This window comes from Micrococcus sp. (genome assembly GCF_030523875.1).
Lineage (GTDB): Bacteria > Actinomycetota > Actinomycetes > Actinomycetales > Micrococcaceae > Micrococcus.
In genome coordinates this window covers 1-18303 of record NZ_JAUNHR010000027.1, presented here as the reverse complement: position 1 = coordinate 18303, position 18303 = coordinate 1, and the positions used below count along the sequence as shown (strand labels likewise).

Here is an 18303-nt window from a genome sequence, read left to right as displayed (position 1 = left end):
CAGGGGCAGGGCCGCCCGCTGGGCCAGCTCGGCCACCGTCAGGGCGGGGTGGGCCGCGTCGAAGGCGGAGAGGATCCGGAGGAACCGGTCCAGCGCGGCGTCCGGCCCGCCGCCCCCGGCGGGGGCGCCCGGCGCGCCCCGGTCCGGGGGCGGCGGTGCGGTCATGCGCGGAAGGCCCGCGCCACCTCGAGGAAGCGGTCGTTGGCCTCCTGCTCGCCGATGCTCACGCGGACGCCCTCGCCCGTGAAGGCGCGCACGGACAGCGCCCGCTCCCCCGCGGCCGCGGCGAAGGCCGCCGCCTGCTCGCCGAGGGGCAGCCACACGAAGTTGGCGTGGGTCTCGGGGACGTCCCAGCCGGCGTCGGTCAGGGCGGCGACCACGCGCTCGCGCTCGTCCACCACGGTCTGCACGCCCGCCAGGACCTCGTCCAGGTGGTCGAGGGAGGCGATCGCGGCCTGCTCGGCCACGGAGGACACCGCGAACGGCACGGCCACGGTGCGCAGCGCTGCCGTGATCTCCGGGCGGGACACGGAGTAGCCCACGCGCAGGTTGGCCAGGCCGTGGGCCTTGGAGAAGGTGCGCAGCACCACCACGTTGGCGTGGCGGCGGTACATGTCCAGGCCGCTGACCGCCTGCGGGTGGCGCACGAACTCCACGTACGCCTCGTCGATCACCACGAGCACGTGCGGCGGGACCTTCCCGAGGAAGTCCTCCACCTCGTCCGTGGTGAGCACGGGGCCCGTCGGGTTGTTCGGCGTGCACAGCAGCACCACGCGGGTGCGGTCGGTGATCGCGTCCAGCATGGCGGGCAGGTCGTGGCGGTGGTCCGCGGTCAGCGGCACCTGCACGTCCCGGGCCCCGGCCGAGCGCACCACGATCGGGTACGCCTCGAAGCTGCGCCACGCGAAGACGACCTCGTCCGGGGCGCCGGACTCGCCGCCGTCGCCGGCGAAAGCGGTGATCAGCTGGGACAGCGCGCCCAGGGAGCCGGCGCCCGTCACGACGTCGTCCGCCGGCACCTCGAGGTGGGCCGCCAGACGCTCGCGCAGGGCCGTGGAGAGCGGGTCCGGGTAGCGGCAGACGGGGCTGGCGGCGCCCTCCGCGCCGGTGACGACCTCATGGATGCGCTCGAGGACCGGCGGCACGGGCGCGTGGGGGTTCTCGTTCGAGGAGAGCTTGAACGGCGTCAGGCCGGGCACGGCGACCGGGGGCTTGCCCGCGGCGTACGGCGGCAGCAGGCCCACCTTGGCGTGGGGGCGGACCTCGGAGGGGACGGGGGCGGCATCAGTCATGGCCCCGATGTTACGCGAGTGTGACGGCCCTCTCAGGCCTCGCCGAGGACGGCGGCCAGGCGGTGGGCGGAGGCCGTGAGCCGCTCCCCCACCGCCGCGTGGTCCACCGCGGGCGCCGTGAAGACGACGGCGAGCGCGGCCGGCATGCGCCCGGGCGCGGGCACGGGGGCGGCCACCGAGCCCACCCCGGTGATCACCTCGTCCCGGGACTGGGCCCAGCCCCGCCCACGGGCCTCGTCGACGCGCGGTCCGGAGAGCCGGTCCACCGCGGCGGCGTCCTCGGAGACGAGGCGCCCCCGCTCCTCCACGGGCAGGACGGCCGCGATCGCGACGCCGGGAGCGCCCACGCCCAGGGGGTGGCGCGTGCCGGGGCGCTGGGTCACGAGGTTGCCACGGGGCGGCTCCACCGTGGCCAGGGTCAGGCAGTCCCGGCCGTCCCAGACCACGAGGAAGGCCGTCATGTCCAGATCCCCGGAGACGGCGGTGAGCTCGGGGAGGGCGGCCGCGCGCAGGTCCTGCTCCACCCCGCCCGCCAGCGTGACGAGGCCCGGCGCACCGTGCACCAGGCCGGCGGCGTCGCGGCGCAGCAGCCCGTGCAGCTCGAAGGTGCGCAGCATCCGGTAGGCCACGGAGCGGTGGACGTCGAGGGCGTCCGCGAGCTCGGCGATGCTCGGCGGCGTCGGGCGCTCGGCGACCACCTCGAGCATGGCCAGCGCGCGGGAGAGCGTCTGGGAGGGGGCGTCGGGGCGGGCGCCGACGGCGCGGGTCGGCGCGGCCTCCTGTCCGGGGTGCGGCATGGTCCTCCTCGGCGTCGCTGTTGTGAACGGGATCACGTCCGCGTAGAGTCTGCCACACGCGCGTTCCCTCCGCGAACGCCCTGTTCCCTGAGAGAACACATCCCGTGCCCGCGGCCCCGGGCCGGAAAGGACCCACGATGCTCTTCCACCACCACGGCTACGTCTCCACCGACCCGCGCGTCCAGCCCGCGGGCGGCGTCGGCCTCGATCGCCCCGCCGAGCTGCCGGACGAGATGGACGTGCTGATCGTCGGCACCGGCCCCGCGGGCATGATCGCCGCGGCCCAGCTGGCGATGTTCCCGGACGTGCACACCCGGATCGTGGAGCGCCGCCCCCACCGCCTCGAGATCGGCCAGGCCGACGGCATCCAGGCCCGCTCCGTGGAGACCTTCCAGGCGTTCGGCTTCGCGAGCCAGATCATCGACGAGGCCTACGACCTGACGTCCATGGCCTTCTGGAACCCCAGCGCCGAGGACGCGGATGCGATCGTCCGCACCTCCCTCGCCGAGGACGACCCCGAGGGCGTCTCCGAGTTCCCCCACCTGATCGTGAACCAGGCCCGCATCCTGGACTGGTTCGCCGAGTACATGAAGAACTCGCCCACGCGCGCGCAGCCGGACTACGGCTGGTCCTTCGAGGGCCTGGACGACTCCGGCGAGGGCGAGCACCCCGTCGTCGTGACCCTGCGCCGCACCGTGGACGACCAGGGCGAGCCGCTGGCGGACCCGACCGCCGGCGAGACCCGCCAGGTCCGCGCCAAGTACGTGGTGGGCGCGGACGGCGCCGGCTCGCGCGTGCGCAAGGCGATCGGCCACTCCCTCTCCGGCGACGCCGCCAACCACGCGTGGGGCGTCATGGACGTGCTGGCCGTGTCCGACTTCCCCGACATCCGGACCAAGTGCGCCATCCACTCCAGCACCGGCTCGATCCTGCACATCCCCCGCGAGGGCGGCCACCTGTTCCGCATGTACGTGGACCTCGGCGAGGTGCCGGCGGACGACAACCACCGCATCCGCCAGACGCCCATCGAGGAGATCATCCGCCGCGCGCAGCAGATCATCCGCCCCTACACCCTCGAGGTGAAGGAGGTGGCCTGGCACTCGGTGTACGAGGTGGGCCACCGCCTGACCTCCGGCTTCGACAACCGCGAGCGCGTGGACCACCCGAACGTGTTCCTGCTCGGCGACGCCTGCCACACCCACTCCGCCAAGGCCGGCCAGGGCATGAACGTCTCCATGCAGGACGGCTGGAACCTGGGCTGGAAGCTCGGGCAGGTCCTCTCCGGCACCGCCCCGGCCGAGCTGGTCCCGACCTACTCGGAGGAGCGCAAGGACATCGCCAAGAACCTGATCGACTTCGACAAGGAGTGGTCGACGCTGATGGCGAAGCCCACCTCCGAGCTGGGCGACCCCAACGAGGTGGCGGAGTTCTACACGAAGACCGCCGAGTTCCCCGCGGGCTTCATGACGGAGTACAAGCCCTCCCTCCTCACCACGGACGGCACCGGCCAGGAGCTGGCCACGGGCTTCCCGATCGGCAAGCGCTTCAAGTCCGCCCTGGTGGAGCGCTCGTGCGACACGAACGTCAAGCACCTGGGGCACCTGCACCGGGCGGACGGCCGCTGGCGCGTCTACGTGTTCGCCGACGCCGCCGCCCCGCAGGACGCGGACTCGAAGGTCGCCGCGTGGGCGAAGGCGGTGGAGGAGGACCCGTGGTCCTTCCGCAACCGCCACACCCCCTCCGACGGCCCGCAGGACGCGCGGTTCGACATCAAGGTGGTCTACCAGCAGAAGCAGACCGAGTTCGCCCACCCGGACGTCCCGGCCGTGTTCAAGCCGACCTCCGGCGCGCTGCGCCTGCACGACCTCAACAACATCTTCGCCACGTGCCAGCCCCGGCACGGCGAGGACATCTTCGAGGCCCGCGGCATCAGCCGCGACGGCGCCGTGGTGGTGGTCCGCCCGGACCACTACGTCTCCGGCGTCTTCGGCCTGGACGAGGTGGAGCGCCTGAACGCGTTCTTCGCCGGCGTGCTGCTCGACGCCCGCTGAGCCGGCCGCCCGCGCCCCGCGCGGGTCCTGCGCCACGGCGCCGCCCCCTCGGACGGGGGCGGCGCCGTCGTCGTCCCGGGAGCGGGCGAGCGGTGTCACGGATGCACGCGCTCCGGGGGCACCACGTCCGCCCGGGTGGGCAGCGGCTGCCGCCGCAGGGTGACATGCGTGGAGGACCGCACGTCCCCGGCGGTCAGGTCGGACAGGGCGTCGAGGATCCCCTGCTCCTGGGAGCGCAGGGCCGGGTCGGCGGCCTCGTAGGCGGCCGCGGCGGCGCGGTAGGCCTCGAGTGAGTGCTCGCCCCCGCGGCCGGCGACCGCGTCCGCCCACCGCTCCGGGGCGGCGAACAGCTCCCGCACCTGGAGCTCCGGGTCCTGGGCGAGGGCCCGCCACAGGAGCTCTGCGGCCCCGTCGTCCGCACCGACGGGCCGGGTGTCCGCCATGCTCACGGTGGCCCAGTCCGCCGAGGCCGCGTTGGGCCCGCCGTCCAGACCGGTCATCACGTCGGCCTCCCGCTGGAGGCTGAGCACGGGCGTGCCGGCCCGCGGGGTCAGGGACCCGGCGGGCGAGCCGACCGTCACCGCGCCCCCGACCCTCCAGCGGGAGGTGACCGCCGGGTGGGCCGTCATGTTGACCGCGTGCATCCCGCCGGCCGAGTGGCCGACCAACACCACGGCGGCCCCCTCCGGGACGCCGGCCAGGGCGAGGGCCTGCGCGATCCCCTCGCCGGCGCGGGCGGAGCCGCCGGCGTACGCGTCCGCGATCCCGAACAGGTCGGCCCAGTTCGTGGTGCCGTCCTCCGCGGCGTCCCGCCCCTGGGTGCCGGGCAGCCCGACCACCCAGGTCCGCTCCCCCGTGGCCGGGTCCACCACGGCCGTGACCGTGACGGCGCCGGGCGGGGCGTCGGGGCCCGGGACGAGGGAGAGCAGGTCGGCCAGACCGCCGTCGAGCCGAGCCGGCGCGGGGGCCGGCCGCGCCTCCACGGCCAGGACCGGGGCGTTCGCCACCGCGTCCGCCGCCGCGGTGAGGACGTGGGAGACGGTGGGATAGTCGGCCAGCTCCCCCACGGGGGTGTCCAGCACCAGGTCGGCCGTCCACTCCAGGGCGGCCGTCAGGGCCTCGCCGAGCCGCTCGTCCACCCACGGGCTGCGCCTGGCCGCCGTCACCAGAGGGCCGATGTAGGGGGCCTTGGACAGGGCCGCCGCCACCGGGTCGACGAGCAGGCGGGCCGTGAGGTCCTCCGCCACCGCGTCCGCCCCCTGCCGCAGCACGAACTCCGTGTCCGAGGCCGTGACCCCGTCCCGGGCGGCGTCGAGCATCCAGGCGCGCAGCCCCTCGACGTCGAGGTCCCGGGTGTCCATGACGCCGGCCGCGCCGCGCTCGGCCGCGCGGTAGCCCTCGGCCGCACGGGCCAGGGCGCGGCCCGCCTCCTCGAGCCGGTCCGCCAGCGCGCGGCAGGCGTGCTCCCCCTCGGGCAGGCGCACGGACAGCCGCGCGGCGGACGGGGCCACCGCCACGGCCGGGGCGATCCGGTCCAGGAGCAGGCGGGCGCGGCCCGCGAGCCGCATCGCGTCCGCCGCCTGCTCGCGACGCCGGGCGGCGAGCGCCTCGAGGGCGTCCAGGTCCGCGAAGACCGACGCCGGCCCGCCGACGGTGCGGAACGGCGGCGCGGGCGCCGGGGGCCGCGCCGGGCCGGGCATCCCGGCGGTCATGCGGCCGCCAGCGTGCGCAGGGCGGCCGTGGCCGCCGCCTCCGCCTGCCGGACGCGGTGCTCCGCGTCGGCGCGGGCCTGCCCCGCCTCGTGGAGGGCCCCCTGGAGCAGCGCGAGCCACTCGAGGACCTCGTCCACGCGCGCCTCGGCGGCCCCGTGGAGGGCGCGGGCGGCGTCCGCGTGGCGGCGCCCGGCCGCCGAGCGCCACGCCACGTCCACCCCGGCCCGGACCCCCGCGGAGAGGGCCTGGGCCTCGGCGAGGAGCAGGCGCAGCTCCTCCTGCAGACCGGCCAGGGCGGCCTCGGCGGAGCGGGCCGCGACGAGGTCCGCGTGGGCGGAGGTGAGGCGGACGCCGAGGCGTGCGGCGTCGTCGTGCAGGCCGGCGGCCACCAGGCCGTCCAGCAGCGCCGCGCTCAGGGGAGGAAGGCTCATGGCCGGCACGCTAGGGCGGCACGGGGGCAGGATGCGGGCCCGCGACCCCGGCCGTGGACGGGGCCGGGCGGAGTGCTCGTTGTGCAGGAGCGGACGGCCGCCCTGCCGCCGGGAGCCCACCCGTGGGAGTGTTGACGGGGCTCACACCAGTCCCTATCCTGAACGAACGGTCAGTAATTCGTCGACCCGTCGGCGCGGCCCCTGGCCCCGCAATCCCAGTATCCGCACTCAGCGTGAGGTGAACCCCATGACGCAGACCAGCAGCTCCCCGAGCCTGGCCTCCGTGCCGTCCCCCGAGGATGCGGCCGGCCAGGAGAACTTCGACCGCCTGATCGCGGAGGACTCGCGCATCGAGCCCCGCGACTGGATGCCGCAGGCCTACCGCAAGTCCCTGACCCGTCAGGTCTCCCAGCACGCGCACTCCGAGATCATCGGCATGCAGCCGGAGGCCAACTGGATCACCCGCGCCCCCTCCCTGAAGCGCAAGGCGATCCTCATGGCCAAGGTCCAGGACGAGGCGGGCCACGGCCTGTACCTGTACTCGGCCGCCGAGACCCTGGGCACCCCCCGCGACGTGCTGAACGACCAGCTGCTCGAGGGCAAGGCCAAGTACTCCTCGATCTTCAACTACCCGGCCCGCACCTGGGCGGACATGGGCGCGATCGGCTGGCTCGTCGACGGCGCCGCCATCTGCAACCAGGTCCCGCTGTGCCGGGCCTCCTACGGCCCGTACGGCCGCGCCATGGTCCGCATCTGCAAGGAGGAGTCCTTCCATCAGCGCCAGGGCTGGGAGATCCTCTTCGAGCTGTCCCACGGCACCCCGGAGCAGAAGCAGATGGCCCAGGACGCGGTGAACCGCACCTACGGCCCCGCCCTGCAGATGTTCGGCCCGCCGGACGCCGACTCCCCGAACTCCAAGCAGTCCATGGAGTGGAAGGTCAAGCGCTTCTCCAACGACGAGCTGCGCCAGCGCTTCGTGGACATGATCGTCCCGCAGGCCGAGGCCCTGGGCCTGACCCTGCCGGACCCGGACCTGAAGTGGAACGAGGAGCGCGGCCACTACGACTTCGGCCCGCTCGACTGGGACGAGTTCACGGACGTCATCAAGGGCAACGGCCCCATGAACGCCCAGCGCATGGCCCGCCGCATCCAGGCCCATGAGGAGGGCGCCTGGGTCCGCGAGGCCGCCGCCGCCTACGCCCGCCGCCAGGCCGAGCAGAACGCCCCGGCCGACACCCAGCTGATCGGAGCCTGAGCCATGACCGAGACCGAGAACAAGGCGGCGCAGATGCCGGAGAAGCGGGACACCGCGGCCAGCAACGAGTGGCCCCTCTGGGAGGTCTTCGTCCGCGCCAACCGCGGCCTGTCCCACGTGCACGCCGGCTCGCTCCACGCCCCGGACGCCACCATGGCGCTGCGCAACGCGCGCGACCTGTACACGCGCCGCAACGAGGGCACCTCCGTGTGGGTCGTCCCCGCGGACGCCGTGGCGGCGTCGGACCCGGACTCCAAGGGCGGCTTCTTCGAGTCCCCGCAGGGCAAGTCCTACCGGCACGCCACCTACTACCAGAAGTCCGAGGGGGTGCCGCACCTGTGAGCTTCGCGACCAACGACACGGCCACCAAGCACTCCGCCGGCGTCGCCATCACCGCCGAGGAGATCGCCTCCGGCGAGCAGAAGGCATCCGAGGAGGTGGCCCGCTACGCCGCCTACCTCGGCGACGACGCCCTGATGCTCGGCCAGCGCCTCTCCTGGTGGATCTCCCGGGCACCCGAGCTCGAGGAGGACATCGCCCTGGGCAACATCGCCCTGGACCTGGTGGGCCACGCCCGCTTCCTCCTGTCCTACGCCGGCACGGCGTGGGACAAGTCCGAGGACGACCTCGCCTACTTCCGCGACGAGGAGGAGTTCCGCTCCGTCCGCCTCGTGGAGGCCGAGAACGGCGACTTCGGCAAGACCATCGCCCGCCAGCTGTACTACTCGTTCTACGCGTACGAGCTGTACTCCCGGCTGCGCGAGTCCACGGACGCCACCCTCGCCGCCATCGCGGACAAAGCCCTCAAGGAGGTCCTGTACCACCAGGACCACGCCGAGCAGTGGGTGAACCGCCTGGGCCTGGGCACCGAGGAGTCGAAGCGCCGCATGCAGCGCGGCCTGGACGAGCTGTGGCCCTACGTTCCAGAGCTCTTCCACGACGACGACGTCACCCGCCCCCTCGCGGAGCAGGGCGTGGCTGTCCTGCCGTCCTCCCTCGAGGAGCCCACGATGACCCGCCTCCGCGCGGCCATCGAGGCCGCCGGCCTGCAGGTCCCCGACACGGGCGTGGCCCGCGGCGGTGACCGCTCCGGCGAGATGAGCGAGTACCGCGGCTACATCCTGGCCGAGATGCAGTCCCTGGCCCGCCGTCACCCGGGGGCCTCCTGGTGACCACCGCCAGCGAGCTGCGCCCCACCGACCCCGTCGACGCACGGGTGTGGGATGCGGCCTCCACCGTGCACGACCCGGAGATCCCCGTGCTGTCCATCGCGGACCTGGGGATCCTCCGGGACGCGCACGCCGAGGGCGACAAGGCCGTCGTCGTCATCACCCCCACGTACTCCGGGTGCCCCGCCATGGACACCATCACCACGGACGTCTCCCGGGCCCTGAAACACGCGGGGTTCGAGAACTCTGAGGTGCGGCTGGTCCTCCAGCCGGCGTGGACCACGGACTGGATGACGGACGAGGGCAAGGCCAAGCTGTCCGAGTACGGGATCGCCCCGCCCGCGGCCCGCACCGTGGACGGGCCCGTGCGGATCGGCCTGGCCGTGAAGTGCCCCCGGTGCCACTCCCTCAACACCCGTGAGATCACCCGCTTCGGCTCCACGTCCTGCAAGGCGCTGTACACGTGCCGGGAGTGCCTGGAGCCCTTCGACTACTTCAAGGTGCACTGATGACCGAGACCACCGACGCCCCCGCCAAGCGCCGCGCGACGTTCAACACCCTCGAGGTGTCCGAGCTGCGCAGGCTCACCGACGACTCCGTGGAGGTGACCTTCGCGGTCCCCGAGGAGCTCGCCGACGACTACGACTACCTGCCCGGCCAGTACGTGGCTCTGCGCAAGGAGATCGACGGCCAGGAGCTGCGCCGCTCGTACTCGATCTGCGCCGTGCCGCAGCGCGGGGAGATCCGCGTGGCCGTGAAGAAGGACCTCGGCGGCGTCTTCTCCACGTGGGCCAACGAGCGCCTCGAGGTCGGCGAGAAGATCGACGTGATGAACCCGCAGGGCGCGTTCACCTCCCGCAAGGGCGTCACCTCCATGAACAACCCGGACGCCGTGGCCGCGCAGGCCGTCAAGGACGGGCAGGCCGACCTGGTGGCCCTGGCCGCCGGCTCGGGCATCACCCCGATCATGGCCATCGCCAAGTCGGTGCTGGCCGCGTCCGAGAACGCCCGCTTCAGCCTCATCTACGCGAACCGCTCCGCCATGGACGTGATGTTCGCTGAGGAGATCGGCGACCTCAAGGACAAGTACCCGTCCCGGTTCACCGTCTACCACGTGCTCTCCCGCGAGCAGCGCGTGGCCCCGCTCCTGTCCGGCCGCATCGACTCCGAGAAGCTCGAGACCCTGCTGGACCGCGTGATCGACGTCGAGAACACCGACGAGTGGTTCCTCTGCGGCCCGTTCGAGCTGGTGCAGATGGCCCGGGACACGCTCTCCGAGCGCGGCGTGGCCGACGACGACGTCCGCTTCGAGCTGTTCACCACCGGCCGCCCCGAGCGCCCGCAGGGCGACGCCGGTCGGCCGATCGAGGCCGACCCCTCCGGCGACAACGTGACCATCGAGTTCAACCTCGACGGCACCACCGGCAAGGTCGAGTCGCCGAAGTCCGCGCACGAGACGATCCTCAACGCCGCCCTGCGCGTGCGCTCCGACGTCCCGTTCGCGTGCGCCGGCGGCGTGTGCGGCACCTGCCGCGCGAAGGTCACCGAGGGCGAGTTCAAGATGGAGGAGAACTACGCACTCGAGAAGGACGAGGTGGACAACGGCTACATCCTGACCTGCCAGACCCGTCCCACCGGCGACGCCATCACGGTCGACTTCGACGCGTGAGCGGCGAGGAGCACACGATGAGCATGGTCGAGCTGACCGTGGCCGACCGCGTCGCCGAGGTGACGCTGAACGCCCCGAAGAGGATGAACTCCCTGGACGAGCAGGCCCTGGCCGACCTCGGCGCCGCGTACGCCGAGATCGCCCGGAGGGCCGAGTCCGGCGAGGTCCGCGCGGTGGTGCTGCGCGGCGAGGGCCGGGGCTTCTGCGCCGGCCGCGACATCTCGGACGTGACCCCCGCCGACGATGACGCCACCGCCTACCTGCGGGACGAGGTCACCCCCGTGCTGCGCGCCATGTCCGAGTGCCCCGTGCCGACCTTCGCGGCCGTGCAGGGCGCGTGCCTGGGCGTGGGCCTGGGCCTGGCCATCGCCACGGACGTGGTCTACGTGGCCGAGGACGCGAAGATCGGCTCGCCGTTCGCCAACCTCGGCGCCACCCTGGACTCGGGCGGCCACTGGCTGTTCACCGAGCGCCTGGGCGCCCACCGCACCCTGGACCTGATCTACACCGCCGAGCTCATCTCCGGCGAGGAGGCCGTGCGCGCGGGCCTGTTCTCCCGCTCCGTCCCCGCGGACGAGCTGCTCGAGTTCACCCTCGCCAAGGCCGCCCGGGTGGCCTCCGGCGCGACGCTCGCGTTCCGCGCGTCCAAGGAGCTCGTGCAGCAGATCCGCGACCGGCGGGTCGGCCTGTGGGAGTCCCTCGACGCGGAGAACGTGGCGCAGGGCGAGCTCTGCGGCACCGCCGACTACGCCGAGGGGTTCAAGGCCTTCCAGGAGAAGCGCAAGCCCGAGTTCACCGGCCGCGGCTGAGCCCTCCGTCCTCCGCAGGCCCCCCGACGCCGGGACGACGACGCCGCCCGCACCCTCCGAGCGAGGGGGCGGGCGGCGTCGTCGTGTGGGGTCGGGGTGGACGTCACAATCACGACATCCGTCGGCGGCGTGGCGCGAGTCACACGACGTCGTATACGGTGACCCGTGTCACTTCCCGACCGACCGGTCGGTCACATGCGTCTCGTGCCGTCTCGCACCGCAGGCCGCAGCCCCTCACCCCAGGAGCACCCATGAGCCACACCGTCGCCTCCCCGGCCGCCCCGGCCGCCCGCGACCCGCGCGAGGAGCGCAAGGTCCTCGCCGGCACCCTCGTCGGCACCACCATCGAGTGGTACGACTTCTTCATCTACGCCCAGGCCGCCGCCCTCGTGCTCGGCCCGCTGTTCTTCGCCCCCATGGGCGAGGGCGGCGCCCAGATCGCCTCGTGGGCCTCCCTCGGCATCTCGTTCCTCGTCCGCCCGCTCGGCGCGATCGTCGCCGGCCACATGGGCGACAGGTTCGGCCGCAAGATCGTCCTGGCCATCACCCTGATCGGCATGGGCGCGGCCACCGTGCTCATCGGCCTGCTGCCCACCTACGCGCAGATCGGCATCGCCGCCCCGATCCTGCTGGTCCTGCTCCGCCTGGTGCAGGGCTTCTCCGCCGGCGGCGAGTGGGGCGGCGCGGCCCTGCTGGCCGTGGAGCACGCCCCGCGCGGCAAGCGCGGCCTCTTCGGCTCCGCCCCGCAGATCGGCGTGCCCCTGGGCATGATCGTGGCCACCGCCGTGCTGTTCCTGGTCCGCGCCAACATGACGGACGAGCAGTTCCTGGCCTGGGGCTGGCGCATCCCCTTCCTGATCTCCTTCGTGCTGATCATCGTGGGCACGATCATCCGCAAGGCCGTGGAGGAGTCCCCGGTCTTCAAGGAGATGCAGCAGCTGAAGAAGGACGAGACCGCCCCCCTCGGCGAGCTCTTCCGCAACCACACCAAGACCGTGGTCCTGGCCGCCCTGATCTTCGCCGCGAACAACGCCATCGGCTACCTGGTGATCGCCTGGTTCGCCAAGTACGGCGGCCCCAAGGGCCTGGGCCTGAGCGCGTCCGAGGTGCTCACCGCGTCCCTCGTGGGCGGCTTCGGCTGGTTCATCTTCACCCTGTTCGGCGGCTGGATCTCGGACAGGATCGGGCGCCGCCTCACCTTCCAGATCGGCTACGTGATCCTGATCCTGTGGTCCGTGCCGATGTTCCTGATGATGAACACCGCCTCGCTGCCGCTGTTCGCCGCCGCCCTGTTCATCCTCACCATCGGCCTCGGCCCGTCCTACGGCCCGCAGTCCGCGATGTACGCCGAGATGTTCCCGGCGAAGGTCCGATTCTCCGGCGTGTCCATCGGCTACGCGATCGGCGCCATCATCGGCGGTGCGTTCGCCCCGCTGATCGCCGACCTGCTCCTGCCCCGCGGCTGGGCGTGGGTGGCCGGCTACATGATCCTCATCTCCCTGGTCTCGCTGGCGGCCGTGTCCATGGTCCCCAAGGGCATCCAGGACCGGAACCTGCACGACCACGAGCACGACGAGCTCGGCGTGGACCCGATCGAGGACGCCGCGCTGCGCCACTGATCCACCCCGGCTGGGCGGCCCCACGGACCGCCCGACCCACGACGACGGCGCCGTCCCCTTCCGCAGGGGGCGGCGCCGTCGTCGTACGCGGGGGCTGAACCCCCGCCGCACCCCCTCACTTTCGAGCGCGGTTCCGGGGCGAATGGAGACCTTCGAGCGTGGAACAGGGCCTAGACGACGTTCGAAAGCATGGGTTTCGGCAGGGAGGCCCCCGGGCAGGCTCCGCCCCGGCATACTGGCGGCCATGAGCGAGACCACCCCGCCTCAGCCCCACCCCGCCCGCGCCGAGCGCTCCGCCGAGGCGCTCGGGGACGCCGAGACCGCCCTGCTGCTCAAGGCCGTGCTCATCCCCCGGCCCATCGCCTGGGTGGGCACCACAGCCGCGGACGGGGCCGTGAACCTCGCACCGCACTCGTTCTTCACGATGGTCTCCGCGGCCCCACCGATCGTGATGTTCTCCTCCACCGGGCGGAAGGACACCCTGCGGAACGTGGAGGCCACGGGGCAGTTCACGGTGTCCCTCGTGGACCGCGCGCTCGCCGAGGCGTGCAACACCACCTCCGCGCCGGTGGGCCCCGAGGTGGACGAGTTCGTCCTCGCCGGCCTCGAGAGGGAGCCGAGCGTTGCTGTCGCCCCGCCGCGCGTGGCCGCCAGCCCGGCCGTGCTGGAGTGCACGCTCGAGCGCGTGGTGCCCGTGGGGGACGGCCACTGCGTGTTCGGCCGGGTGGTCCACGCGGCCGTGCGGGAGGACGCCCTGGTCACCGACGCGCGGGGGCGCACCCTGCCCGACCCGGCGCGGCTGGACCCGGTGGCCCGCCTCGGCCGGGACGAGTGGGCCGGGCTCGGCGCGGTGTTCACCCAGGAGCGCCCGCGGGCCTGAGCCCGCCGCACCGTCATGTTTGACCCGCGTCACACCCGGGCCGGATACTGGGAGCAGACCTGAACGCTCGGTCGGTAATTCGCGCGCCCGCGCGTCGCCCGCGCTCCGGCGCGGGCCGACGCCGGCCGCCGCACCCGAGCGCTCCGAGCACGTCCGACGTCGTCGACCCCCAAGGAGTCCCCCGCCATGTCCGCTCCCACCGGAACCCAGGCCCTGCTCGTCGGCGGCCGCCGCACCCCCGTCGGCCGATACGGCGGCGCCCTGTCCTCCGTCCGCCCGGACGACCTCGCGGCGCTGACCATCAAGGCCGTCATCGAGGACGCGGGCATCGACCCCTCCGTGGTGGACGAGGTCATCCTCGGCAACGCCAACGGCGCCGGCGAGGAGAACCGCAACGTGGCCCGCATGGCGTGGCTGCTGGCGGGCTTCCCCGACACCGTCCCCGGCATCACCGTGAACCGTCTCTGCGCCTCGGGCATGTCCGCGATCGGCTTGGCCACCGCGCTGGTGCGCTCCGGCATGGCGGACGTCGTGGTGGCCGGCGGCGTGGAGTCCATGTCCCGCGCCCCCTGGGTCATGGAGAAGCCGGCGACGGCATTCGCCAAGCCCGGCGAGGTCGTGGACACCTCCATCGGCTGGCGCTTCACCAACCCCCGCTTCACCTCGGGCGAGTTCGGCGACAAGTTCATCTTCTCCATGCCGGAGACCGCCGAGGAGGTCGCCGAGGTGGACGGCATCACCCGCGAGGACGCGGACGCCTTCGCCGCCGGCTCGCACGAGAAGGCGTTGGCCGCCATCGAGGCCGGCCGCTTCGCCGACGAGATCGTCCCGGTCACCGTCAAGGGCCGCAAGGGCGCCGAGACCGTCGTGGACACGGACGAGGGCCCCCGCCCCGGCTCCACCCCCGAGGTGCTCGCCGGCCTGCGCCCGATCATCAAGAAGGACGGCGTGGTCACCGCCGGCAACTCCTCCTCCCTCAACGACGGCGCCTCCGCGATCCTCGTGGTCTCCGAGCGCGCCGCGGAGAAGTACGGCCTGACCCCGCGTGCCCGCGTGGTCGAGTCCACCTCCGCCGGCCTCGAGCCGCACATCATGGGCCTCGGCCCGGTGCCGGCCACGGAGAAGGCCCTCGACCGCGCCGGCTGGTCCGTGGCGGACCTGGGCGCCGTCGAGATCAACGAGGCCTTCGCCACCCAGTCCCTCGCCTCCGTGCGCCGCCTCGGCCTGGACGCCGGGATCGTCAACAACGACGGCGGCGCGATCGCCCTCGGCCACCCGCTCGGCTCCTCGGGATCGCGCATCGTGGTCACCCTGCTGGGCCGCATGGAGCGCGAGGGCGCGGACAGGGGCCTGGCCACCATGTGCGTCGGCGTCGGCCAGGGCACCGCGATGCTCGTGGAGAAGGTGTGAGCGCCGTGCCGGGCTTCGACGCGAGCGGGTTCACCGCCCTGAGGATCGAGGAGCGCGAGGACCGCGTCCACGCGAGGATGGACCGCCCCGCGGTGCGCAACGCCATCGACGAGACGATGGTGGAGGAGTTCCACGCGCTCTGCGCATACCTGGAGCGGACCCCGAAGATCCTGATCATCTCCGGCACCGAGGTGGAGTCGACGAGGGAGCCGGGGAAGACCTCCGGGATCTTCGCCTCCGGGGCGGACATCGGCCAGCTGCGCGAGCGGCGCCGGGACGACGCCCTGCGCGGCGTGAACTCGCAGGTCTTCGACCGCATCCACCGCCTGCCCATGCCCGTGATCGCCGCGATCGACGGGTATGCGCTCGGCGGCGGTGCGGAGCTTGCCTACGCGGCCGACTTCCGCATCGCCACCCCGAAGCTGAAGATGGGCCAGCCGGAGACGAACCTGGGCATCACCGCCGCCGCGGGCGCCCAGTGGCGCCTCAAGGAGCTCGTGGGCGAGCCCGTGGCCCTGGAGCTGCTGCTCGCCGGCCGCATTCTGGACGCCCAGGAGGCGCTGGACCTGAAGCTGGTCACCGAGCTGCACGAGCCGGCCGAGCTCCTGGCCGCCGCGGACGCTCTGGCGGACCGCATCGCCGCGCAGGACCCCCTGGCCGTGCGCCTGTCCAAGCGCGTGTTCCACCTGCCCCGCGAGGCCCACCCCCACGTGGACGAGATCGCACAGGCCATCCTGTTCGAGTCGCAGGCCAAGTTCGACCGCATGCAGGCCTTCCTGGACCGCAAGAAGAAGTGAGGACCCACCCGTGACCGAGAACCAGAACACCCCCCAGGGCTCCGTGCCCTCCGTCGTCGGCGTGCTCGGCGGCGGCCGCATGGGCGCCGGCATCGCCCACGCCTTCCTGACGTCCGGCACCGACGAGGTGATCGTCGTCGAGCGCGATCCGCAGGCCGCCGAGGGCGCGAAGGAGCGCATCGAGGCGGATCTCGCCAAGTCCCTCGAGCGCGGCAGGATCGACGGCAACCTGGACGTCTGGGCCGAGCGCCTGACGATCTCCCTGGACAAGGCCGACTTCGCCCGCTGCGGCCTCGTGGTCGAGGCCGTGCCGGAGATCATGGACCTGAAGATCGAGTCCCTGACCGAGGTGGAGCGCCACCTGGCCGAGGACGCGTGGCTGGCCACCAACACCTCGTCGCTGTCCGTGGACGAGCTGGCGAAGCACCTGCAGCGCCCCGAGCGCTTCTGCGGCCTGCACTACTTCAACCCGGTGCCGGCGTCGAAGCTGGTGGAGGTCGTCATCGGCGAGCGGACCGGCGACGAGCTGAAGGCCCTGTCCACCGAGTGGGTGAAGGGCCTGGGCAAGACCCCGGTCGTCGTGAAGGACGCCCCGGGCTTTGCCTCCTCCCGCCTGGGCGTGGCGATCGCCCTCGAGGCCATCCGCATGGTCGAGGAGGGCGTGGCCTCCCCCGAGGACATCGACAACGCCATGGTGCTGGGCTACAAGTTCCCGGTGGGCCCGCTGGCCCTGACGGACATCGTGGGCCTGGACGTGCGCCTCGGCATCGCCGAGTACCTCGAGTCGCAGCTGGGCGAGCGCTTCGCTCCCCCGCAGCTGATGCGGGACATGGTCGAGCGCGGCGAGCTGGGCCGCAAGTCCGGCAAGGGCTTCTACGACTACTCCTGACGCCCCGCCGCCGGGCGGCACAATGGGGCCATGCCCCGTCCCCGCCGCGCCGACCGCCCGTTCGTGTTCCGCCACCGCTGGGCCGTGCCGCGCCCGGCGGACGAGGTGATGGAGCTGCTGGGGAGCCCCCTGCGCTACCCCGAGTGGTGGCCCGCCATCCCCTCCGCCAGGGACGTCAGCGCCCCCGGCACCCCGCCCGGCGGGGCGGGCGAGCGGGCGGAGATCCGCCTGGTCGGCCTGGTGCCCGTGCGCCTGCTCATGGAGCGGGTCGTGGACGACCGCGAGCGCGGGGTGCTGGTGGCCCGGGTGGACGGGGACCTGGCGGGGACGGTGCGGGTGGACGTGCGCGGAACGGCGCCGGACCACTGCCTCGTGGCGTGGACCCAGGAGGTGACGCTGGGGACGGCGTGGATGCGCGCCGTCGCGGCGGTCCCGGGCGGGCGCGCGGCCATGGGCCTGAGCCATGCGGTGGCCATGCGCGCCGGCCGGCGCTCCCTCGGGGCGACGGGCCTGCCCTCCCGCTGACCGGGGACGACGACGGCCGGGCACCTCGCGGAGGTGACCGGCCGTCGTCGTGCACGCGGAGTGCCGCGTGAGGCGGATCGTGGGGCTCAGGCGGCCTGGTGCTCGCAGGTGGCGCAGGAGCAGTCGGCGCACTCGCAGGTGGCGCAGCTGCACTCGCCGTCCGCGGCGCAGGACCCGCACGAGCAGGTGTCGCACTCCTCGACATGGTCACCGTGGACGTGGTGCAGGTGGCCGTCGTGGCGGTAGTCCACGTGGTCGCCGTGCTGGACGGCCTCGTGGCCGCAGTCCGGGCCGTGCTCGTGGTCGTGGTCGGTGTGGATCGGGTGGGCGCCGTGGTCAACGGTCATGATGATGGGCCTCCTCCGCGGCGTGCTGCACCGCGTCTCGGACGATGTGGGCGACGTGGTCGTCGGTCAGGGAGTAGGCGCGGCTCCGGCCCTCGTGCTCGGAGCGCACCAGACCGCTCATCCGCAGCACCCGGAGGTGCTGGGACATGAGCGTGTGCGTGACCCCCACGTGGTCGGCGAGGTCGCCTACGCTCGAGGGGCCCTCCGCCATGCGCAGCAGCGCTGCCACGCGCACCGGCGAGGCGAGCACCTTGAAGACCTGGGCGGCCTGCTCGACGTCGGGGGTCATGACATCAGCATACCTGCACAGGTGTGCAGGTGAGCGGTGCGGAGTCCGTCCGCCGGAGCGGGACGGGAGGAGGAAGGGGCGTCAGGCCAGCTGCAGGAGGAGGTCCCTCACGGCGTAGCCGGCGATGATCTCCTCCCACTCGATCCGCGGGGCGGACGCCGGCGTCGTCGGTGAGGTCCAGGTCCTGCGCGGCCCGTCGGAACAGGTGGGCGACCACGGGCTCCAGGCGCAGCACCTCCAGCAGGATCGCCTGGCGCTCCGGGCCGGGGGCGGCGAGGCAGCGCTCGCGCAGCGCGGGCCGATCGAAGAGGTGCCAGGCGGCCATCTGGAGGAACTCGCGGGTGGTGACCATCCCGGCGGCG

The 18303-nt window shown here is 73.3% G+C and carries 19 protein-coding genes and 1 pseudogene; 13 read left to right on the top strand and 7 right to left on the bottom strand.

The window, feature by feature from the left end:
• Positions 1 to 161 precede the first annotated feature (161 nt).
• Positions 162 to 1292, bottom strand: a complete 1131-nt coding sequence (locus Q4D18_RS05390) for a histidinol-phosphate transaminase (protein ID WP_303126389.1) — start codon at positions 1290 to 1292, stop codon at positions 162 to 164.
• A gap of 32 nt (positions 1293 to 1324) precedes the next feature.
• On the bottom strand, positions 1325 to 2089 hold the full coding sequence (locus Q4D18_RS05385; RefSeq protein WP_303126388.1) for an IclR family transcriptional regulator: 765 nt from the start codon (positions 2087 to 2089) through the stop codon (positions 1325 to 1327).
• A 137-nt stretch (positions 2090 to 2226) separates the two neighbouring features.
• Here Q4D18_RS05385 and Q4D18_RS05380 point away from each other — a divergent pair, with 137 nt between their 5' ends.
• Entirely contained in the window at positions 2227 to 4140 is a 1914-nt protein-coding gene (locus tag Q4D18_RS05380; protein ID WP_303126387.1) for an FAD-binding monooxygenase, read from the top strand.
• Between the two features lie 95 nt (positions 4141 to 4235).
• Here Q4D18_RS05380 and Q4D18_RS05375 read toward each other — a convergent pair whose 3' ends face one another.
• Positions 4236 to 5852: a hypothetical protein gene (locus Q4D18_RS05375; RefSeq protein ID WP_303126386.1), complete on the bottom strand. Its 1617-nt coding sequence runs from the start codon at positions 5850 to 5852 to the stop codon at positions 4236 to 4238.
• Positions 5849 to 6283, bottom strand: a complete 435-nt coding sequence (locus Q4D18_RS05370; protein WP_303126384.1) for a hypothetical protein — start codon at positions 6281 to 6283, stop codon at positions 5849 to 5851. The genes Q4D18_RS05375 and Q4D18_RS05370 overlap by 4 nt, the downstream gene beginning before the upstream one ends.
• Before the next feature lie 247 nt (positions 6284 to 6530).
• Here Q4D18_RS05370 and paaA point away from each other — a divergent pair, with 247 nt between their 5' ends.
• From paaA to Q4D18_RS05310, 12 genes are all read left to right on the top strand, one after another.
• Positions 6531 to 7538 carry a 1,2-phenylacetyl-CoA epoxidase subunit PaaA gene (paaA, locus tag Q4D18_RS05365; RefSeq protein WP_303126383.1) on the top strand — a complete coding sequence of 336 codons (1008 nt, stop codon included), beginning with the start codon at positions 6531 to 6533 and terminating at the stop codon, positions 7536 to 7538.
• Between the two features lie 33 nt (positions 7539 to 7571).
• Positions 7572 to 7880, top strand: coding sequence for a 1,2-phenylacetyl-CoA epoxidase subunit PaaB (gene paaB / locus Q4D18_RS05360; protein ID WP_303126404.1), 309 nt, complete (start codon positions 7572 to 7574; stop codon positions 7878 to 7880).
• Complete coding sequence (gene paaC, locus Q4D18_RS05355; protein WP_303126382.1) at positions 7877 to 8710, top strand: 1,2-phenylacetyl-CoA epoxidase subunit PaaC; 834 nt, start codon at positions 7877 to 7879, stop codon at positions 8708 to 8710. Before paaB ends, paaC begins: the two co-directional genes overlap by 4 nt.
• A complete protein-coding gene (gene paaD, locus Q4D18_RS05350; RefSeq protein ID WP_303126380.1) occupies positions 8707 to 9216 on the top strand; it encodes a 1,2-phenylacetyl-CoA epoxidase subunit PaaD in 510 nt (169 codons plus the stop codon). Before paaC ends, paaD begins: the two co-directional genes overlap by 4 nt.
• The gene (gene paaE, locus Q4D18_RS05345) at positions 9216 to 10376 is read left to right on the top strand and encodes a 1,2-phenylacetyl-CoA epoxidase subunit PaaE (protein ID WP_303126379.1); all 1161 of its coding nucleotides are present in this window, start codon (positions 9216 to 9218) and stop codon (positions 10374 to 10376) included. The genes paaD and paaE overlap by 1 nt, the downstream gene beginning before the upstream one ends.
• A gap of 23 nt (positions 10377 to 10399) precedes the next feature.
• Positions 10400 to 11185, top strand: a complete 786-nt coding sequence (locus tag Q4D18_RS05340; protein ID WP_303126402.1) for an enoyl-CoA hydratase/isomerase family protein — start codon at positions 10400 to 10402, stop codon at positions 11183 to 11185.
• A 251-nt stretch (positions 11186 to 11436) separates the two neighbouring features.
• Positions 11437 to 12804, top strand: coding sequence for an MFS transporter (locus Q4D18_RS05335; RefSeq protein ID WP_303126376.1), 1368 nt, complete (start codon positions 11437 to 11439; stop codon positions 12802 to 12804).
• 244 nt (positions 12805 to 13048) lie between these two features.
• Positions 13049 to 13684, top strand: a complete 636-nt coding sequence (locus tag Q4D18_RS05330) for a flavin reductase family protein (RefSeq protein ID WP_303126375.1) — start codon at positions 13049 to 13051, stop codon at positions 13682 to 13684.
• Positions 13685 to 13870: 186 nt separating this feature from the next.
• Positions 13871 to 15094, top strand: coding sequence for a thiolase family protein (locus tag Q4D18_RS05325; RefSeq protein ID WP_303126374.1), 1224 nt, complete (start codon positions 13871 to 13873; stop codon positions 15092 to 15094).
• Entirely contained in the window at positions 15091 to 15891 is an 801-nt protein-coding gene (locus tag Q4D18_RS05320; RefSeq protein WP_303126373.1) for an enoyl-CoA hydratase/isomerase family protein, read from the top strand. The genes Q4D18_RS05325 and Q4D18_RS05320 overlap by 4 nt, the downstream gene beginning before the upstream one ends.
• 10 nt (positions 15892 to 15901) lie before the next feature.
• Positions 15902 to 16780: a 3-hydroxyacyl-CoA dehydrogenase family protein gene (locus Q4D18_RS05315; protein WP_303126371.1), complete on the top strand. Its 879-nt coding sequence runs from the start codon at positions 15902 to 15904 to the stop codon at positions 16778 to 16780.
• Between the two features lie 30 nt (positions 16781 to 16810).
• The gene (locus Q4D18_RS05310) at positions 16811 to 17305 is read left to right on the top strand and encodes an SRPBCC family protein (protein WP_303126369.1); all 495 of its coding nucleotides are present in this window, start codon (positions 16811 to 16813) and stop codon (positions 17303 to 17305) included.
• 86 nt (positions 17306 to 17391) lie between these two features.
• Here the strand turns inward: Q4D18_RS05310 and Q4D18_RS05305 are convergent, their stop codons facing one another.
• From Q4D18_RS05305 to Q4D18_RS05295, 3 genes and pseudogenes are all read right to left on the bottom strand, one after another.
• Complete coding sequence (locus Q4D18_RS05305; RefSeq protein ID WP_303126367.1) at positions 17392 to 17652, bottom strand: hypothetical protein; 261 nt, start codon at positions 17650 to 17652, stop codon at positions 17392 to 17394.
• Positions 17642 to 17941, bottom strand: a complete 300-nt coding sequence (locus tag Q4D18_RS05300; protein ID WP_303126365.1) for a helix-turn-helix transcriptional regulator — start codon at positions 17939 to 17941, stop codon at positions 17642 to 17644. Before Q4D18_RS05300 ends, Q4D18_RS05305 begins: the two co-directional genes overlap by 11 nt.
• Before the next feature lie 4 nt (positions 17942 to 17945).
• Positions 17946 to 18303, bottom strand: a pseudogene (locus tag Q4D18_RS05295) (hypothetical protein); the annotation flags it as partial.

Bases quoted from the DNA above. Each gene is read 5' to 3' on its own strand.
- Q4D18_RS05390 (WP_303126389.1), bottom strand. From the start codon at position 1,292: ATGACTGATGCCGCCCCCGTCCCCTCCGAGGTCCGCCCCCACGCCAAG.
- Q4D18_RS05385 (WP_303126388.1), bottom strand. From the start codon at position 2,089: ATGCCGCACCCCGGACAGGAGGCCGCGCCGACCCGCGCCGTCGGCGCC.
- Q4D18_RS05380 (WP_303126387.1), top strand. From the start codon at position 2,227: ATGCTCTTCCACCACCACGGCTACGTCTCCACCGACCCGCGCGTCCAG.
- Q4D18_RS05375 (WP_303126386.1), bottom strand. From the start codon at position 5,852: ATGACCGCCGGGATGCCCGGCCCGGCGCGGCCCCCGGCGCCCGCGCCG.
- Q4D18_RS05370 (WP_303126384.1), bottom strand. From the start codon at position 6,283: ATGAGCCTTCCTCCCCTGAGCGCGGCGCTGCTGGACGGCCTGGTGGCC.
- paaA (WP_303126383.1), top strand. From the start codon at position 6,531: ATGACGCAGACCAGCAGCTCCCCGAGCCTGGCCTCCGTGCCGTCCCCC.
- paaB (WP_303126404.1), top strand. From the start codon at position 7,572: ATGCCGGAGAAGCGGGACACCGCGGCCAGCAACGAGTGGCCCCTCTGG.
- paaE (WP_303126379.1), top strand. From the start codon at position 9,216: ATGACCGAGACCACCGACGCCCCCGCCAAGCGCCGCGCGACGTTCAAC.
- Q4D18_RS05340 (WP_303126402.1), top strand. From the start codon at position 10,400: ATGGTCGAGCTGACCGTGGCCGACCGCGTCGCCGAGGTGACGCTGAAC.
- Q4D18_RS05335 (WP_303126376.1), top strand. From the start codon at position 11,437: ATGAGCCACACCGTCGCCTCCCCGGCCGCCCCGGCCGCCCGCGACCCG.
- Q4D18_RS05330 (WP_303126375.1), top strand. From the start codon at position 13,049: ATGAGCGAGACCACCCCGCCTCAGCCCCACCCCGCCCGCGCCGAGCGC.
- Q4D18_RS05325 (WP_303126374.1), top strand. From the start codon at position 13,871: ATGTCCGCTCCCACCGGAACCCAGGCCCTGCTCGTCGGCGGCCGCCGC.
- Q4D18_RS05310 (WP_303126369.1), top strand. From the start codon at position 16,811: ATGCCCCGTCCCCGCCGCGCCGACCGCCCGTTCGTGTTCCGCCACCGC.
- Q4D18_RS05305 (WP_303126367.1), bottom strand. From the start codon at position 17,652: ATGACCGTTGACCACGGCGCCCACCCGATCCACACCGACCACGACCAC.
- Q4D18_RS05300 (WP_303126365.1), bottom strand. From the start codon at position 17,941: ATGACCCCCGACGTCGAGCAGGCCGCCCAGGTCTTCAAGGTGCTCGCC.